Origin of the sequence: Paenibacillus haidiansis (genome assembly GCF_036553665.1) — a bacterium.
GTDB lineage: Bacteria > Bacillota > Bacilli > Paenibacillales > Paenibacillaceae > Fontibacillus > Fontibacillus haidiansis.
In genome coordinates, this window is record NZ_JAZHPZ010000025.1 from 26,167 (window position 1) to 41,846 (window position 15,680).

Consider the following 15,680-nt stretch of genomic DNA (forward strand, 5'->3'; position numbering starts at 1 on the left):
GCAAGAGGTAGGCGGCAGGAACGCTGTGGTCTTTTTGTAGCACAACTTGGCGAAGACTACATGATTATTATTCTACAAAAAGATTCTTCTATTATATTGAGGTGAAATGGATTGTCTAAAATAATTGCCATAGCGAACCAAAAAGGGGGCGTCGGCAAAACGACGACTTCCGTCAATTTGGGGGCGGGACTTGCATCGATCGGCAAAAAGGTGCTTCTTATCGATATTGACCCGCAGGGGAACACAACCAGTGGAGTAGGAATTAATAAAGCGGATGTAGCCAATTGCATCTATGATGTACTTATTAATGAAGTCCATCCCAAAGAAGCGATATCGCATACCGAAATTGAAGGCTTGGATATTATTCCGGCTACGATTCAATTGGCAGGGGCGGAAATTGAATTGGTTCCGACGATCTCTCGTGAGGTTCGATTGAAGAAGTCTTTGCAGCAGATCAAATCTTCATATGATTATATTTTGATCGACTGCCCGCCGTCGCTGGGGATATTGACCATCAATTCCTTGACTGCGGCGGATTCCGTGCTGATCCCGATTCAATGCGAGTATTATGCGCTCGAGGGATTAAGCCAACTGCTCAATACCGTACGGCTTGTACAAAAACATCTGAATACTTCCCTGCAAATTGAGGGGGTATTGTTGACGATGTTTGATGCCCGTACAAACCTGGGGATTCAAGTCATTGAAGAAGTTAAGAAATATTTCCAGCAGAAAGTATATAAAACAGTGATTCCCCGGAATGTTCGTCTTAGCGAAGCGCCTTCCCACGGTCAGTCCATCATAACGTACGATCCAAAATCAAAGGGTGCCGAAGTGTATTTAGAGTTGGCAAAGGAAGTGGTTTCTTATGAATAAACGCCTGGGCAAAGGCTTGGATGCGTTGATCCCGTCGCTCTCCGTTCAGGATGACGACAAGGTAATCGAAATTCCACTGAATCAGCTTCGTGCCAATCCTTATCAGCCAAGAAAAACATTTGACGAAGAAGCGATTCGGGAGTTGGCGGAATCGATCCGCCAGCACGGGGTAATTCAACCGATTATCGTACGCAGTGTTTTAAAGGGTTATGAGATTATTGCCGGGGAGCGGCGGTTTCGGGCTTCGCAATACTGCGGCAACACGACGATCCCAGCGGTAGTAAGACCTTTTTCGGACCAGCAGGTTATGGAAATTGCTTTGATAGAAAACCTGCAGCGTGAGAATCTGAATGCGATGGAAATCGCCGTGGCGTATCAGGGACTGATGGACCAGTTTCAATTGACGCAGGAAGAACTTTCCTTAAAGGTCGGCAAGTCCCGTTCCCATATCGCTAATTTTCTGAGATTGTTGTCTCTTCCGGATGAAGTAAAAGAATATGTTTCACGTGGAACATTATCGATGGGACATGCCAGAGCTTTGGTCGGTATCAAGGATTCCGCAAAAATTAAGCAATTGGCAAAACAGTGCATTGACCACGAATGGAATGTGCGGGAATTGGAAGATGCGGTTCAACAATTGGACCGGAACAAAAAGGAAAAGAGCAAACCCGTAAATAAAAAGCGCGATCCTTACATGGATGAAGTGGAGGAAAGTTTGCGGGAACGTTATAAAACAACGGTGAAAATTAAGTCGAACAAGGATAAAGGGAAGATTGAAATTAATTTTTACAGTAAACAGGATTTACAACGGCTGCTTGATATACTGGGTTAGGTTCAGTGCTGGAATACTCTGGAACCTAGTATGCCGAAACTGGTAAAATAAACAAGTTGCCGGAAAGGAAAAGAGGGTAAATAATATGAAGCAGCCAACCGCTATTTATTTGGATCATGCCGCCACCTCATGGCCAAAGCCGGCAGGTGTAGGGGAGGCCATGTTGGATATACTAAACGGGCCGTCGGCAAATTCAGGTAGAGGCAGTTATGGTATGGCATTGAAGGCCGGCCGGACGCTTTTTCAAACTCGCATGCTCCTGGCCAGGCTGTTTCATATTGAAAATCCGAATGACATTGTCTTCACCTCGAATACGACCGAGGCGCTCAACTTAGCGATTAAAGGCTGTCTTAAGCCGGGGGACCATGTCATCGCCACGATGGTAGAACATAATTCGGTCAGAAGACCGTTGGAATATTTGAAGCGGACTCGCGGAATTTCCGTTGATTATATCGATATTGGTCCGCGAGGCGATATCGATCTGACGAATTTGCGGAAGACGTTCAGGCCTGAAACGAGGCTGGTTGTATGTTCGCACAGCTCCAATCTGTTAGGCAGCATTTTGCCCGTTAAAGAGATCGCGCGGATGGCGCATGAGCATGAAGCGCTCATGCTCGTCGACGCCGCGCAGACAGCCGGAGGCTACCCGATCGACGTCCGGGAATTGGGTGTCGATTTAATGGCTTTTCCCGGCCATAAGGGACTTCTCGGTCCGCAGGGGACAGGCGGCCTGTACATCCATCCGGATGTAGACCTGGAGCCGTTGATGCACGGCGGTACCGGCAGTCAATCGGAAGCGCTTGAGATGCCGACCGTACGGCCGGACCGCTATGAAGCGGGCACGCTCAACACGGTGGGAATCGCCGGATTGGGTGCCGGCGTAAGCGAGGTGCTTGAGCGGGGGGTTGATGAAATATACCGGCATGAATGGGCATTAACGCAGCATCTAATGGAAGGTCTTGGCGGGACCAAGGGTCTTCATTTGCTGGGACCGGAACCGGGGCAGCCGAGAACCGGCATCGTCGCGTTTACGGTGCAAGGTCTGGATGCCTCCGAGGTAGCCTTTCAGTTGGACCGGAAATACGGGATCGCTGTGAGAGCGGGTTATCATTGTACTCCGCTTGGACATATGACGGCAGGAACTGTACAGGGAGGAGCGGTACGCGCCAGTGTCGGATATACGACGACATACGGGGATGCCGACGCGCTCATTACGGCTATAAGAATCATTGCATCAGGATCAACGTGATATTTGGACATAGGAGAGAACTAGCATGCGGGAGTGGAATGAACTTATCATCGATCAGTTGGCATGGATTATAGGAGGACTGGCCGTATTCATTGTGTGGCTGATCATCTGGAATTTTATGCAAGGCAGCAAGCTGCGGAAAATGCGTCGGAAGTATAATCAAATGATGGAAGGCACCGGGATTGAAGATTTGGAAAGCCTGTTGATCGACCTGAAGATCGGACAGGGGAAAATCGAAGACGCGCAAGCTGAACAACAGCAGCAAATTGGCAGAATCAGTGCCTTGCTCCCTAAACAAAAGGCAAAGGTCGGAATCAAGCGTTATAATGCTTTCGGAGAGCGGGGGAATGAACTCAGCTTTTCCGTCGCATTTGTCGACGACCTGAAAAACGGTGTCGTGATTACAGGCTTATACAGCCGGGACGGGTCATACGTTTACGCCAAGGCTTTAACCAAAGGAGAGTCGCCGCATGCGCTCTCGCCCGAAGAGCTCGAAGCTATTGCTCTCGCCGGGCACGAGGAATGAAGCCGCGGTTCCATTCCTTTATCGCGGTATAGATGCTGGAGGAAATAATATCCGAAAGGCGCATAACTAGACTAAGACGCGTATTCTGCAATACAAAATATTCCATAAAGCCGCCGACATTGACGATTCCCGTGACATGGATATCGCCGACCGGCGGCAGTTCTTTATTTACGCCTGCACCGGGGCGCAAAGGGCCCTGTACGATTTGGATGGAGCCGACGCTGGATGTTTGGCCGAGACAGGCATCCACCCCGATGATGAAAGGACTTTGAAATGTATGATTGATTTTTTCAAGCGTTTCTTTTAAATTCATAGCATGCACGGGTTCTTCCAATGTTCCGTACAAGTGGAAATAGTTGAACGTATTCATTTTTGCCAAGGATGTGCCGACGAGCGGACCGAGGCAGTCTCCGGTGGAACGGTCAGTACCGATGCATACCACGACCAGGTCCTGACCGGGCGTCACCTTGGCAAAATGCAGAAGCAACCGATGAATAAGAACGGATTGAATGCCGGGCTCAGTGTGGGATATTTTTAAATAGGGAATCTCTTGTCCCGGTTCGGTAGGCTGTATTTGCGACATGGAACCTTCCTTTCCTGATTCTAGGATTGTGATCGGCGTCTGCCGGATGGATTCCGGATATTAGTAGTTAGTATATGGAAATAATTGAATTTATATACTCGGGCTAAGGTCACGAAATGAGTAAGAAATGAAATGCCTATAGCACTCTATAAAGTCCGTCAAAGGTCAAAAAGGGGGAGAAAGGCTTGAACGAAGATTGGCTGGTCATGGCCTTCGACTCGACGCAGCAGGCGCTTAGGGCGGAAATGTTGCTCGAATATGCGGAAGTGGAGATCGATTTGTGTCCGACGCCCAAGGAGATTACGGCCGGCTGTGCCTTATCTATTCAGTTTGCGCGCGGGTCTTTCGGCAAAGTGAGAGAGATTGTCATATCCGAGTCGGTAGAAATAAGGGGAATATTTTGCCGGGGAGAAGAGGGCTATGATCCTATCAGCTTAGAGGAGGAATCGCGATGAATGGATGGTTGAAGGAAGGAGCGACCGAGGAAGTGATCGAGGCGGCAGTCACCTGGAAGGATAGAGTTTGGGATTGGTTCACCGATACGGCGATGTGGCAAAATGTGATGTTCTCGGGACTCCGGATTATTGTCATTTTCCTGTTGACCCGTCTGTTTGTGAAAATAATTTACCGCGTCATCGACCGTTCGCTGGAACGGCGGGAAAAGGGGCGGTTGCAGGTCAATCCCCGCAGGTTTGTCACGGTGGGCGAACTGCTGAAAAACGTTACTTCAATTACAAGCAATTTTATTATGGTTATGCTTATTTTGGGAGAGCTTGGCGTTCAGCTTGGTCCGCTGATTGCGGGTGCCGGCGTTGTGGGTCTGGCTATCGGGTTTGGGGCCCAGAGCATGGTGAAGGATGTTATTACCGGATTTTTCATTATCCTGGAGGATCAATTCGCGGTGGGGGATGTGATCCAGACCGGATCGCTGAAAGGAACGGTAGAAATGATCGGCCTGCGCTCTACCCGGCTCGTTAGCTGGACGGGCGAGGTGCACATCATTCCTAACGGGATGATTACGAATGTAACCAATTACTCGCTGGGCAACGCCCTCGCGGTCGTCGATCTGCCGTTCAGCAATACAAGAAAGCTGGAAGAGACCCTGGAAATGCTGAAGAAAGCGATGCTGCAGCTGAAGGAAAGCAGAGAGCTGGCGGCGGTTCCGAGCATCATGGGCGTGCAGTCGCTTACCGCAAGCGAATACGTGATTCGGATCGCCGTAGAATGCCCGCCGGGCGTAAGGTCGGAAGTGGAGCGGGAAATTCAGATGTATGCCAAAGAGGCGCTGGAAGAGGAAGAAGAGTTGAGGCTGGCAACGGAAGCCGCGAAACAGGAAGGCTAGATACAGAATCAGATGGATAGGGGGCAAAAGCCATGGAACGGAAATCATTCCAATTGGGCGATATTGTTTTAATGAAGAAAAACCATCCCTGCGGCAGCAACGAGATGGAAATCATCCGCATGGGGATGGATATCCGGATCAAATGCGTGGGCTGCAAACACAGTGTGCTTGTCCCCCGGGCGAAGTTTGAAAAGAATATGCGCAAGGTGTTGCGCTCGGCTGCGGGAAATGAAGAACAGCCGGGCGGATCGGCTCCGACAAACCCGGCTAATCAGTAAGTACGAAAAACTAAGAAGTGGATATTGCATTCCTGAGAATAACATGATATAATCATTAATGCTTGCTGCGGAGAGGTACCCAAGAGGCCCAAGGGGGTTGACTCGAAATCAACTAGGCGTCGCAAGGCGTGCGTGGGTTCGAATCCCACCCTCTCCGCCATTCCCTTTAATGATGAGAATACAACCTTCTGCGTGAATACGCGGAAGGTTTTTTTGTATTTAGAGCAAGTCAAGATACATACAGAAAAGGACCCTTGCGGGTCCTTTCTGGTTGACGGCGCGCTTATTGGGAATTCTTCTCTCACAACGGTAAGAAACGGTCGATTTGGCGCGTACGCGGTCCGGACTAAGGAAGAGGGGTCTTCGTTTAACCCGGCATCTTGGCTTCTAAAATGAAGTGAATAAGACTCCTGAATGATGTTGCCCAGCGGATACCTCCAACGGAACCACACCTCTCTTGGCAACGCCGTCTGATTGTATTATGTGCATGATTCAAAGTTCTATACGCCGGTTTATAAATTCTTTTTTACCTGCAGTTTAAGCTAGTGCACACGGGCCTTTTCGGCCTTCTTCCACTTCCGGTTCTTATTGGTCGTCTCCGGAAAAGTGTCGCCGCGCTCCATTGTAATCCGCTTCGGATTCTGGATTTGCGTGTGGAAGCTGCGCGCTTCGCCGACCTCCACATAAACTCCGGGGTTCGGAGCGCGTTGCCCTTCTTCAAATTCCGTTTGTTCACCCATTCTTTTCTTCCTCCTTTCCGCCTCAAAGCGCGGGTATCAGGCATATTGTTTGTAACGCGGACTTAATCATGTACCGGTTCGTACCGATAATTATTTACAGACATAAAACGATGGGGAGGATGATTTGAATATGGGAAAGCGCATAAGGGGATTAGCCCTTATAATCGTCATGACGCTCATTTTTCCGCTTTTGCCTATATCGGTTAAACCGGTTCAGGCGATTGGGGAAAAGATTGAAATTTTCGCACAACGAAATGGAGACAACTCCATCCTGATTGAAGGGTTGGCTGAAGCTTCGTCAGTGATCATCGAGTTAAGGGACGAGGATGAAAATGCCTTTTATTCCAATACGGTACAGGTTAATAATGAGGGTTACTATCATTTGATTACGCCTCCCTTTAAAGAAGAGGTGTTCAAGTCATCCAGGTACTCCAAATACAACTACGCCGTGGGGGTTTACGTGACCGTTCCAGGAGGCTCGCAGGCGGGCACTTCCCTGCAGGATTTCCGGGATCGTTACGAATGGCCGAGTCGCTTCGAAAAGTATCGCGAGGGTTACCAAGAACCCGTACCGGTGAATTTTGCAAATTATGGCGTCGGACCCCAAGCGGCGGTGTCCAGAGAACCTATTGAGATAAAAGCCGTTCCTTCTCCTGTATCCGTTGCGGCAAGCGAAGACCATGCCTTGGCTCTCGGAAAAGACGGAAAGCTTTACGGCTGGGGGATTAACACGAGTCACGAAATCAATGAAAGCGATATGCCGGTGCTTCCGCCGACGCTGATAGCAACCGATAAACCGATTAAAAAAATCGAGGCGGGGGAGAAGTTTTCCTTATATATTACAATGGACGGAGAGCTCTATGGTTGGGGCGATTTGAACCATTTGGGCGTCAAGACCATTACCGGAACGCCGATCCGCATCACTCTGTTCGACGAGCCGATCGCCGATATGAACGCGTATGACCGCGGAGTCGCGCTTTTGTCCACATCCGGGAACGTTTATCAATTGGGAGGTGTCGGATGGGCCAACGATGAGGCGCGGGAATTTGTCCATAATCATTACAGACAGATATTAATTAACGATGCGGTGTCCGTATCCATGAGCAATATGAAAGGCTACGTGCTGAAAAAAGACGGAACGTTGTGGAGCTGGGACAATTCGATCGTGGAGGGTCAGACCACCCAAGCTGCACAAATTGCCGGATTCAAGGACATCAAAAAGTTCGATGCGGCGAGTACGAATAACGAGTATATCATTGCGATGGATAAGAACGGCGAACTGTGGGGATACGGGGACAATTCGGCGAGACAGCTTGGTTATAAGGTTCCCTTTACAATGGACAAGCCTACGAACATTACGGATACACCTCTTAGATACAACAAACAAACGGGTTGGACCGCGGCCGGCAAGAAGCTGAATTATACGGCCATTTCTTTGACCATGAACGGCGTGCTGCTGCTGACGGAGAACCATGAGATGCTGAGCTATAACACATACGCACCGCTTGGTGACCTGAATCAAAATGTAAGTTATATCGAAAATACGAGCCGGAATATTTATTGGATCAGCAACGGCAAATTGTATGCATGGGGATCTACAAACGAGTATGGTCAACAAGGAGTCGGAGTCAAAGTAATGTAGCTTGCGCGGCGGCTTCCGATTTGATATACTACTATGGTGCGAGTTTAGACTCGTTCCTTGCTCCCAAGCGTAAGAAACTGGGGGCCATAGTCCACAAGGAGGTGAACCATTATGCGCAAATACGAAGTGATGTACATTATTCGTCCTGACGTTGAACAAGAAGCTGTTCAAGCTACAGTCGACAAATTCCAAGGCATCATCCAAAACGGCGGTGAAATTACCAAACAAGACGTATTGGGCAAACGCCGGCTTGCGTATGAGATTAACAAGGTCCGTGACGGCATTTACGTGCTCGTCAACTTCACGGCTACTCCTGAAGTAGTTGCTGAACTTGAACGGATTCTGAAGATTTCCGACGAGGTTATCCGTTATCTCATTACGAAAGACGTAGCCTAATTTTCCTGTTTTGTAAGAACACATGCCCGAAGGAGGGGATTTGATTGTTGAACCGTGTCATTCTGATCGGACGTCTTACCCGGGATCCGGAGCTGCGCTATACGCCATCCGGTGTGGCGGTGACTCAGTTTACGCTTGCCGTGGACAGACCCTTCACATCGCAAAGCGGAGAACGCGAAGCGGATTTCATCCCGGTCGTTACCTGGAGACAGCTTGCCGAGACTTGCGCCAATTACTTGCGTAAGGGTCGCTTGACGGCTGTGGAAGGACGTATTCAAGTACGGAATTATGAAAATAACGAAGGTAAACGTGTTTACGTCACCGAAGTCATTGCCGATAATGTCCGTTTCTTGGAGTCGAACCGCGAAGGCGGAGCAGGTGGCGGAGGACAGCGTGAGGAGGCTCCTTTCGGAGGCGGCGGCAACAGCGGCCGCAGCAACAATTTCTCGCGCGGCAATCAAAGTGATCCTTTCTCCGATGACGGGAAACCGATCGATATTTCGGATGACGATTTGCCATTTTAGAGAGCGTAACATCTGAGATCAGAAAATGCTTTAAGACCTCAGTAAAATCAAGGGGTTTTAAAGCATTTTAACTGTGTAATGGTAATCTTCATTTACGACCAGCATCCACGGTTTATTAAGATCGCGCGATGTTGAGTAAAGTGTGTAATACGTTATGACCGTCAATGTAGTCTAGTGATGATGACCATCCTTATTTCAAGATGTGGGTGTAGCCCCGTAGTGAGAAGTCGGGTGTGGGTAAGTCGTAAGACTTATCCATACCCAACTTTGAACTAGAGGATAGTCAGAAAAAACTTGGCACGTTAACCAATGTGCAATAATGAAGGGAACGAGAAAATAACAATGGCATTTGCACAAAGAAATGACGAAGAACGTGGTGAAAGAAAGTTTGCTCCACGTAGAGGTGGCAAAGGTAAACGTAGAAAAGTTTGCTACTTTACAGTCAATAAAATTACTCATATTGATTACAAAAATACGGAAGTTCTTAAAAAGTTCATTAGCGAACGTGGGAAGATTCTTCCTCGCCGTGTGACTGGAACAAGCGCAAAATATCAACGTGCATTAACAGTTGCAATTAAACGTGCTAGGGCGGTAGCGTTGCTTCCGTACACAACGGATAATATCTAGGAAAAAGGTGTGTTGGCCTTATGGCAACACACCTTTTTCTATGGTAGCACAAAAGAGTTCATTGAACCCGCGGCGGAAGAGCATTGCATGTGCGAATCGTTCCTTTTGTTTCTTGAGTTTACTCCGGAACTCAACTATGATAATTGACAATTAACTCTATAATAATAGATGATGGATGATATACACACTCAAGATCGGTAAAAGTGGGAAAACATTGGCTAAACATCATATAGGATTGATCTCGGTGGTGATGAATATGGGCAATCTGAAAATTGAAAAAACTCTCAATGAGGCCGGAAAACGAAATGTAGTAGTTGTGGATGAGGACTACAACATTGTCGAGGAAATAACATTGTTTCTTCACTATTTAGAAGAGAAGGGGCACTCTGAGAACACAATCGAAGGTTATAGTAGAGACTTAAAGGAATATTTCACTTGGTTAAACGAAGTGGGGCTTAAATTTTACGAGGTTAGGAAAGCGGATATGTTTTCTTGGCTTGAGTATTTGAAAACGAAAGTCGGAACAACGGACAAAGAGAAATCTGCAAAGACAAAGAATAAGTATATGGCAACAATAGCCTCATTTTATCGATATTATGAAGTGATTGGGGGCTTTGTGACGGAGAACCCATTAACTTATAAAGATGATTCAAAAAACAGACATTTCCTAGTTCAGAAAGTTAGTCGTAAAGATATGGGTTTTAATTTCTTCCGAGTTAAAGAGAAAAAATCAGTTAAGGGTAAGCGTTTGACTCGGGAACAGGTTGAAAAGCTCTATCAAGGACTTGAGATGTTACAGTCAGATGAGAGCTTGAATGCCCGAAATCAGTTATTGTTCAGATTTCTTTATGAAACGGGTTGCCGGATTAGTGAGGCACTAGGTCTTCGTATAGGTGATTATGAGATTCAAACAAAAGTTGGGGTTATAAAGGTAAAAGAGCATGATCCACTATACCATAAAGACCACAACATCAAATCACTAGAAAGGGAAATACCCGTCAGCAGAGATATTGTCTTTGCCATAGAGGATTATATCTTGTATCATCGCCCTGATGATGGAAAACATCTTACGATATTTGTGAATCATGAAACCAGCCCTGGCCAATATATGATCCGCGATACGATAACAAAGCTCTTCAATAAGCTATCTGAACAAGTGGGTATTAAATGCACTTCTCACATGCTTAGGCACACCCATGGAACCGAACTCACCGAATCGGGATTTGATATGCGTTATGTCCAAGATAGGTTAGGTCATAATGATGTTAAGTCTACGAGTAAGTATCAACATTTGTCGCTTGAAGCGAAAACAACGGCATATGAAAGCTTCATGCGTCAGAGAAGGAGCGCGGAGTTGAATTGAGTAGAGCGTATATTTCAACAGTTGATACAAAAACTGATAGATGGGAGGTTCCGTATCAATCGAGTTATGGTGATAAATTATCTTTTGAATTTTCATATTTGCCAAATAAATGGTTCAAGAAAATACATAAGCAAATAACAATTGAATGCATGAGTCTAGGGAAGCCGAGTGTCGAAACACTGTATCGATATAATTATTCATTGAAACGGTTCTTTGAATTCCTGAAAGAATACAACTTGAAAATTATGGATTATGCCGATTTATCGCACCAAATCACTCAAATGTATATTTATTATTTACAACAGATTCAATTAGCAAACTCTACAAGATCGGTTGCTATGTCTGCACTAAAATGGGTAATAGAACATGGGCAGTTTTTTGAGTATGATGGTTTTCCGGAGGGACAGGTTTTTGATGGAGATGAGTACCAAGCACTTAAGCAAGATGATGTTTTAAGGACAAGGTATATACCCGATAATGTAATGGAACAGATTGAAATAGCTTTAAAAAAGGAGAAAAACATCCTCTTGAAGTCTATTGTGGAGATCGGCATCGATTCGGGAATCAGGCTTTCAGAGGTTTTGGACCTAACCGAGGGGTGTATAACTGAAGATTTTACAGGAAAACCCGTATTGTATGTTTTCTCTCCGAAAAATAAGGCTGACAGATATATCCCCGTATCAAATCGAGTCAAACGGGCAGTTCAACTACTTGAACAATACTCAGAAGTGGCCAGGAAAGAACTTGCAACAAACTACATTTGTCTTTACTGGCAAAAACGGAATATACGGTATGCCAGACTGCTCCAAAAAATATTTCGAGATAAACTTTATCGGTTTGTCAAAAAGCATGATATCAGAGATAACGATGGCGAATTATACCCATTAACCTTTCACGCATTTAGGCATACGCTTGGAACGGACATGCTAAACAAGGGTATGAGTATGTTTGAAATTCAAGAATATCTTGGTCATGAATCATTACACTCTACAAGTTTATATGCAAAGGTCAAAGATCCAAAAATTGAAAGCGAATATAAAAAGCTTGGATTTATCGGCTTGATAGTCAAGGAAATCAGTGAGAAGGAAATAGGAGAAGGAAAAAAAATCGACACGGAAACGCTATTGTCTGCTTCATTGCCTGATGGGGCTTGTCAGAAGCCGATAAATAATGAGGGCAAGATATGCTCTAAATTTAATATGTGCGTGATCTGTCCTAAGTTTATCACGACTCCCGAACACTTACCAATTCATAAAGACCATTTGGATCGTCTCAGAGCCAACAGAGAGGCATATATGGCTCAGGAGTACATCGGTACGACGAATCATCTTGAGACTGTTGAATACGCCTTAGAAACGATTATAGGGCGTTTGGAGGCGATGCTGAGTGGTTGAAAGTATAAAGCTTCAATTGTTTGATTACAACCCCCTAATACCCCAATTAGATTTCCGCTGCGGTAATAGTAAATTCTCAGACAATGTATGGGATTTTAACGGATTTATTAATGTAGAGCATTTGTCTGGCAAGAGGCTTATGATTGATTTTGAATTTGTTGTTGATAAGCCCAAAATGCTAGAAGTAATAAAATGGTTTATGCATCATGAGTTAACCACGGGCAAGTTTTCAACTGCCAAACGAAATTTAGACGGTGTTGTTCGATTTTCTAAATTTATAAAAGAATATGCGCCGGAAGTGGAGTCGTTTTCAGAAATTGATCAGAGTTTATTGGAGACGTATTTTACGTATTTGCCTGAAGCGAAAAGCGAGACAAGTGGTCAGTCAATAAGCTCTGTTTCAATCAAGAAAAGTGCATTGGCGTTAAAAGAAATCTTATTAAAGGGAAATATTAAAGGCTGGGATGTTCCAAAAGATGTTCGATTTGTTCAGGGCATGTACAATGAGCTCATTATTAATAACAAAGCGTTAAAGAAGGATGCCAAGCAAGCAGAGCAAGTAAACATTGATAAAATATCGGACGAACAGTTGATCGATCGGATATTGCGTAAAGCAGTAAGTGATTTAGATATGGACGAAAATATACTTGTTGCAGCTAGCGTAGTAGTTGGATTGCAGCTTGGACTTCGCATTAGCGAAATCATTACGATGTATAATGCCTCCATTGAGCCAATTGGCGGAGAAACAAAATTAGTATACAACACCGGTAAACTGCAAGCCGAACCTACGAGGGTGTATAAACCAGCGAATGCCCTTGTCGTACAAGCCATTACGAAAGTTGAAAAATACACGGATCCGTTAAGAAAAGAATCGGGCTTACCGTATTTATTTCTTAATCGAATACGTAATGTCAAAGGATATCCCGTGTGTATAGTTTCCCATGCAAATTGGTCAAAGAATTTTCTAAGACCCTGGCTTCAAAAACACAATCTCCGATATAAAAATGGAGATATTGCTGATTTTTCATCTCATACATTCCGCCACGCTTGCGCTACGTATGCTTTAAAAGGTGGGGCCTCTCTGGAAACTATACGGGAATTGTTAAATCACAAGTCCATTAGAGGTACACAGCACTATACACACCTGCTTCAAGAGGATGTAAGGAACAAGTTCTCGAAAGTATTCAATGAAGGCGCAGTTCTTGTTGGTAAGCAGGCTCTTCAAATAAAAGAAAAGCTTAAAGTAAATAACCCATTCAAAGGAAAGACCATCGAACAAGTTGATAAATTGCGTAAAGCGCATAAGATTCAAATTTTGTCACATGGACTTTGTCTTCACCATCCAATGCGAAATGAACCTTGTGAAGGCGACGGGGTATGTTTAGGATGCCGCAATTTTTTGACTACTCCGGACTTTCTTGAAGTTCATAAAGGCCGGTTGAAAAAAATTCGTAGCGAATTGGCATCTGCACCTGCTGGGGGCCTTTATGAGAACAAGTTAAAGACAATTGAAAAATACCTTGTAGGAATTATTGATGAGTTGGAAACCCAGGTGAATTATTCCGGAATTGATAATCATTCAGATTACAATATCACACCAAGCGAATGGGAGGGAATGGCATGAGTGACCCTTCTAAAGAAAATAAACTCGTTACACTGGAGCGTATCGAACAAGCAATAACAAACCTCCGAAAAGGGAAGAAAAAACTGTCCATATCAGCGATTGCTAAAAAAGCTGGCATTGAGCGAAAGACGATCTATAATCGTCCTGATCTTAAGGAACGCTGTGATCAAGCCATTTTGCTGCAGATGGAAATTGAAAAAGGGGCAGAAAAAATTGCAGCTACTGCAATCGAAACGTCAACCAGACCAAGCGGTAAAAGATTGCTTGAGAATCGGTATGAAAAAGTTAAGCAGGCGCTTCAGAATGAGAAGGAAAAGAACGAGAAACTTCTGGAAATATGCAGAAAACATGTCATAGAGAAAGCACAACTAAAATCTCGTATCGAATATTTAGAAAATAAAATTCAAGAACTAAGGGAGAGACAATTGAAACCATTCCAATAAAGGGTTGTGCTTGACCACCACTATGTGACGAGCCGCACGCTGGGAGTCGCGCACGGCCAATAGAAATAAATAAAGGTTTCGTATACATGCCATATGTAAGCAGCAACTCTTGCCCGTATAGGAACGCAACACCTTACAATCCGGCGAGCTTTTGCAGCCGTTGGGCAATCTGCATAAAATCCTCATTCGAGATGCCAGGAGCAAATTCTTCCGGCACTTCTTCAAGATCGGGCACTTCCCCTCCTTGGGGAACTCCTCTGACGACTTCCAATCGCTCTCCGTCGGAAGGGTGGGATCCTTTCCAGATTTGAGCGATATCTTCATAGTCTGAATCGCTAAACGTATATAACTTTCGATGAATTCCCTGTTCTTCGTATTTGCGGGTCGCATCAAATGCCCGATTCTCTAGATTGGGAATAGGGAGCATTTTTTTGACGTCGACTCCGGTCATGATTTCGAGCGCCTTCGCGTAAGCAAGCACATGAACTCCCCCGCGGACCAGCAAGTAACCCGTCATTTCGCGGGCGACAGGATGATCTGTCATCTCGTACACGCGCATCTTATGGGTGCGGGCGCCGCATTCGAGAAAAAAGTTATGAAGCAGATCGAGTACCAAATTGCCACTGTTAAAGACATAATCACCGTTCCATGCTTTGCCCATCGAATCGCCGGGCAACGAGGTTTGAGCCGTTGCAATAAAATGGTAGGTATTGCGTTTGTCAAGCCCGTTGCGCAGAGGGGCCGCATCCGGATCTGCCGGAAATGTGGAACCGGACAGGCATAAATTAATGGAATTCATCACCAATTCCACATGGCCAACCTCCTCCGCCGTAATGCTGGCCACAAGTTCATAAAAGGGCTTCAGCTTTTTTTTGCTGCGAAAATTCGAAGATTGGACCAAATAATTATTCAACGTAGACATCTCCCCGAAACGGCCGCCTAATAGTTCCTGCACAGCCGCCGCGGCGTTGGCGTCCGGATGTTTGGGAACAGGCAATGCAATGGGCAATCGATTGATGCGCTTGAACATGGCGGACATCATCCCCTTATCAGATTAATAGTTCTTATTATCTTTATGACAGGGAACGTTTGTCTCATGCCGCGCCGGAGCGCTAAGAGGGCATAACCCAAATCATTTGCTGCGTGCGCAGAAAAAATGAGGAATTGTCTGTTTGCAGCAAGACATGATCCGGTTTCACGTCGGTTATCGTACCCCGAACAGGGCCCCGAAACGTTTCAATAAC

Annotated in this window: 19 protein-coding genes and 1 tRNA gene; 16 read left to right on the plus strand and 4 right to left on the minus strand. The window is 45.6% G+C overall.

Annotated elements, in window-relative coordinates:
- Positions 1-111 precede the first annotated feature (111 nt).
- The 4 genes from V3851_RS25880 to V3851_RS25895 all read left to right on the plus strand — a co-directional run bounded on the left by V3851_RS25880 (position 112) and on the right by V3851_RS25895 (position 3,480).
- Positions 112-873, plus strand: coding sequence for a ParA family protein (locus tag V3851_RS25880; protein WP_331849307.1), 762 nt, complete (start codon positions 112-114; stop codon positions 871-873).
- Positions 866-1,705, plus strand: coding sequence for a ParB/RepB/Spo0J family partition protein (locus V3851_RS25885; protein WP_331849308.1), 840 nt, complete (start codon positions 866-868; stop codon positions 1,703-1,705). The genes V3851_RS25880 and V3851_RS25885 overlap by 8 nt, the downstream gene beginning before the upstream one ends.
- Positions 1,706-1,790: 85 nt before the next feature.
- The gene (locus V3851_RS25890) at positions 1,791-2,954 is read left to right on the plus strand and encodes an aminotransferase class V-fold PLP-dependent enzyme (RefSeq protein ID WP_331849309.1); all 1,164 of its coding nucleotides are present in this window, start codon (positions 1,791-1,793) and stop codon (positions 2,952-2,954) included.
- 25 nt (positions 2,955-2,979) lie between these two features.
- A complete protein-coding gene (locus V3851_RS25895; RefSeq protein WP_331849310.1) occupies positions 2,980-3,480 on the plus strand; it encodes a DUF4446 family protein in 501 nt (166 codons plus the stop codon).
- On the opposite strand, the gene yyaC is transcribed toward V3851_RS25895, so the two are convergent.
- Entirely contained in the window at positions 3,452-4,063 is a 612-nt protein-coding gene (yyaC, locus tag V3851_RS25900; protein WP_331849311.1) for a spore protease YyaC, read from the minus strand. The genes V3851_RS25895 and yyaC overlap by 29 nt on opposite strands.
- A 206-nt stretch (positions 4,064-4,269) precedes the next feature.
- Here yyaC and V3851_RS25905 point away from each other — a divergent pair, with 206 nt between their 5' ends.
- The 4 genes from V3851_RS25905 (at position 4,270) to V3851_RS25920 (ending at position 5,843) form a co-directional block, all read left to right on the plus strand.
- The gene (locus tag V3851_RS25905; protein WP_414859362.1) at positions 4,270-4,518 is read left to right on the plus strand and encodes a DUF3343 domain-containing protein; all 249 of its coding nucleotides are present in this window, start codon (positions 4,270-4,272) and stop codon (positions 4,516-4,518) included.
- The gene (locus V3851_RS25910; protein ID WP_331849313.1) at positions 4,515-5,405 is read left to right on the plus strand and encodes a mechanosensitive ion channel family protein; all 891 of its coding nucleotides are present in this window, start codon (positions 4,515-4,517) and stop codon (positions 5,403-5,405) included. Before V3851_RS25905 ends, V3851_RS25910 begins: the two co-directional genes overlap by 4 nt.
- A gap of 32 nt (positions 5,406-5,437) precedes the next feature.
- Positions 5,438-5,683 (plus strand): DUF951 domain-containing protein, encoded by a 246-nt coding sequence (locus tag V3851_RS25915; protein WP_331849314.1) that lies wholly within the window; start codon positions 5,438-5,440, stop codon positions 5,681-5,683.
- Between the two features lie 69 nt (positions 5,684-5,752).
- A tRNA-Ser gene (locus tag V3851_RS25920) sits at positions 5,753-5,843 on the plus strand.
- A gap of 382 nt (positions 5,844-6,225) precedes the next feature.
- Here V3851_RS25920 and V3851_RS25925 read toward each other — a convergent pair.
- Positions 6,226-6,423, minus strand: coding sequence for a YjzC family protein (locus tag V3851_RS25925; protein WP_331849315.1), 198 nt, complete (start codon positions 6,421-6,423; stop codon positions 6,226-6,228).
- 130 nt (positions 6,424-6,553) lie between these two features.
- On the opposite strand from V3851_RS25925, the gene V3851_RS25930 reads away from it, so the two are divergent.
- From V3851_RS25930 to V3851_RS25965, 8 genes are all read left to right on the plus strand, one after another.
- Positions 6,554-8,065: an RCC1 domain-containing protein gene (locus V3851_RS25930; protein ID WP_331849316.1), complete on the plus strand. Its 1,512-nt coding sequence runs from the start codon at positions 6,554-6,556 to the stop codon at positions 8,063-8,065.
- 111 nt (positions 8,066-8,176) lie between these two features.
- Positions 8,177-8,461, plus strand: coding sequence for a 30S ribosomal protein S6 (gene rpsF, locus V3851_RS25935; protein WP_331849317.1), 285 nt, complete (start codon positions 8,177-8,179; stop codon positions 8,459-8,461).
- Positions 8,462-8,505: 44 nt separating this feature from the next.
- Complete coding sequence (gene ssb / locus V3851_RS25940) at positions 8,506-8,985, plus strand: single-stranded DNA-binding protein (RefSeq protein WP_331849318.1); 480 nt, start codon at positions 8,506-8,508, stop codon at positions 8,983-8,985.
- Positions 8,986-9,327: 342 nt separating this feature from the next.
- On the plus strand, positions 9,328-9,612 hold the full coding sequence (gene rpsR, locus V3851_RS25945; RefSeq protein ID WP_023559051.1) for a 30S ribosomal protein S18: 285 nt from the start codon (positions 9,328-9,330) through the stop codon (positions 9,610-9,612).
- Between the two features lie 214 nt (positions 9,613-9,826).
- Positions 9,827-10,975 (plus strand): tyrosine-type recombinase/integrase, encoded by a 1,149-nt coding sequence (locus tag V3851_RS25950; RefSeq protein ID WP_331849319.1) that lies wholly within the window; start codon positions 9,827-9,829, stop codon positions 10,973-10,975.
- Positions 10,972-12,369 (plus strand): tyrosine-type recombinase/integrase, encoded by a 1,398-nt coding sequence (locus tag V3851_RS25955; RefSeq protein WP_054943613.1) that lies wholly within the window; start codon positions 10,972-10,974, stop codon positions 12,367-12,369. The genes V3851_RS25950 and V3851_RS25955 overlap by 4 nt, the downstream gene beginning before the upstream one ends.
- Positions 12,362-13,993, plus strand: coding sequence for a tyrosine-type recombinase/integrase (locus V3851_RS25960; protein ID WP_107338590.1), 1,632 nt, complete (start codon positions 12,362-12,364; stop codon positions 13,991-13,993). Before V3851_RS25955 ends, V3851_RS25960 begins: the two co-directional genes overlap by 8 nt.
- Positions 13,990-14,436 carry a DUF6262 family protein gene (locus V3851_RS25965; RefSeq protein ID WP_107338591.1) on the plus strand — a complete coding sequence of 149 codons (447 nt, stop codon included), beginning with the start codon at positions 13,990-13,992 and terminating at the stop codon, positions 14,434-14,436. The genes V3851_RS25960 and V3851_RS25965 overlap by 4 nt, the downstream gene beginning before the upstream one ends.
- Before the next feature lie 133 nt (positions 14,437-14,569).
- On the opposite strand, the gene V3851_RS25970 is transcribed toward V3851_RS25965, so the two are convergent.
- Positions 14,570-15,466: a manganese catalase family protein gene (locus V3851_RS25970; protein ID WP_054943616.1), complete on the minus strand. Its 897-nt coding sequence runs from the start codon at positions 15,464-15,466 to the stop codon at positions 14,570-14,572.
- 82 nt (positions 15,467-15,548) lie between these two features.
- A complete protein-coding gene (locus V3851_RS25975; protein ID WP_331849320.1) occupies positions 15,549-15,677 on the minus strand; it encodes a DUF2642 domain-containing protein in 129 nt (42 codons plus the stop codon).
- Between the last annotated feature and the right edge of the window lie 3 nt (positions 15,678-15,680).

Excerpts from the sequence above, each read along its gene's own strand:
- rpsF (WP_331849317.1), top strand. The coding sequence starts at position 8,177 with ATGCGCAAATACGAAGTGATGTACATTATTCGTCCTGACGTTGAACAA.
- V3851_RS25890 (WP_331849309.1), top strand. The coding sequence starts at position 1,791 with ATGAAGCAGCCAACCGCTATTTATTTGGATCATGCCGCCACCTCATGG.
- V3851_RS25965 (WP_107338591.1), top strand. The coding sequence starts at position 13,990 with ATGAGTGACCCTTCTAAAGAAAATAAACTCGTTACACTGGAGCGTATC.
- rpsR (WP_023559051.1), top strand. The coding sequence starts at position 9,328 with ATGGCATTTGCACAAAGAAATGACGAAGAACGTGGTGAAAGAAAGTTT.
- V3851_RS25885 (WP_331849308.1), top strand. The coding sequence starts at position 866 with ATGAATAAACGCCTGGGCAAAGGCTTGGATGCGTTGATCCCGTCGCTC.
- V3851_RS25930 (WP_331849316.1), top strand. The coding sequence starts at position 6,554 with ATGGGAAAGCGCATAAGGGGATTAGCCCTTATAATCGTCATGACGCTC.
- V3851_RS25910 (WP_331849313.1), top strand. The coding sequence starts at position 4,515 with ATGAATGGATGGTTGAAGGAAGGAGCGACCGAGGAAGTGATCGAGGCG.
- V3851_RS25970 (WP_054943616.1), bottom strand. The coding sequence starts at position 15,466 with ATGTTCAAGCGCATCAATCGATTGCCCATTGCATTGCCTGTTCCCAAA.
- V3851_RS25905 (WP_414859362.1), top strand. The coding sequence starts at position 4,270 with ATGGCCTTCGACTCGACGCAGCAGGCGCTTAGGGCGGAAATGTTGCTC.
- V3851_RS25925 (WP_331849315.1), bottom strand. The coding sequence starts at position 6,423 with ATGGGTGAACAAACGGAATTTGAAGAAGGGCAACGCGCTCCGAACCCC.
- V3851_RS25895 (WP_331849310.1), top strand. The coding sequence starts at position 2,980 with ATGCGGGAGTGGAATGAACTTATCATCGATCAGTTGGCATGGATTATA.
- V3851_RS25915 (WP_331849314.1), top strand. The coding sequence starts at position 5,438 with ATGGAACGGAAATCATTCCAATTGGGCGATATTGTTTTAATGAAGAAA.
- yyaC (WP_331849311.1), bottom strand. The coding sequence starts at position 4,063 with ATGTCGCAAATACAGCCTACCGAACCGGGACAAGAGATTCCCTATTTA.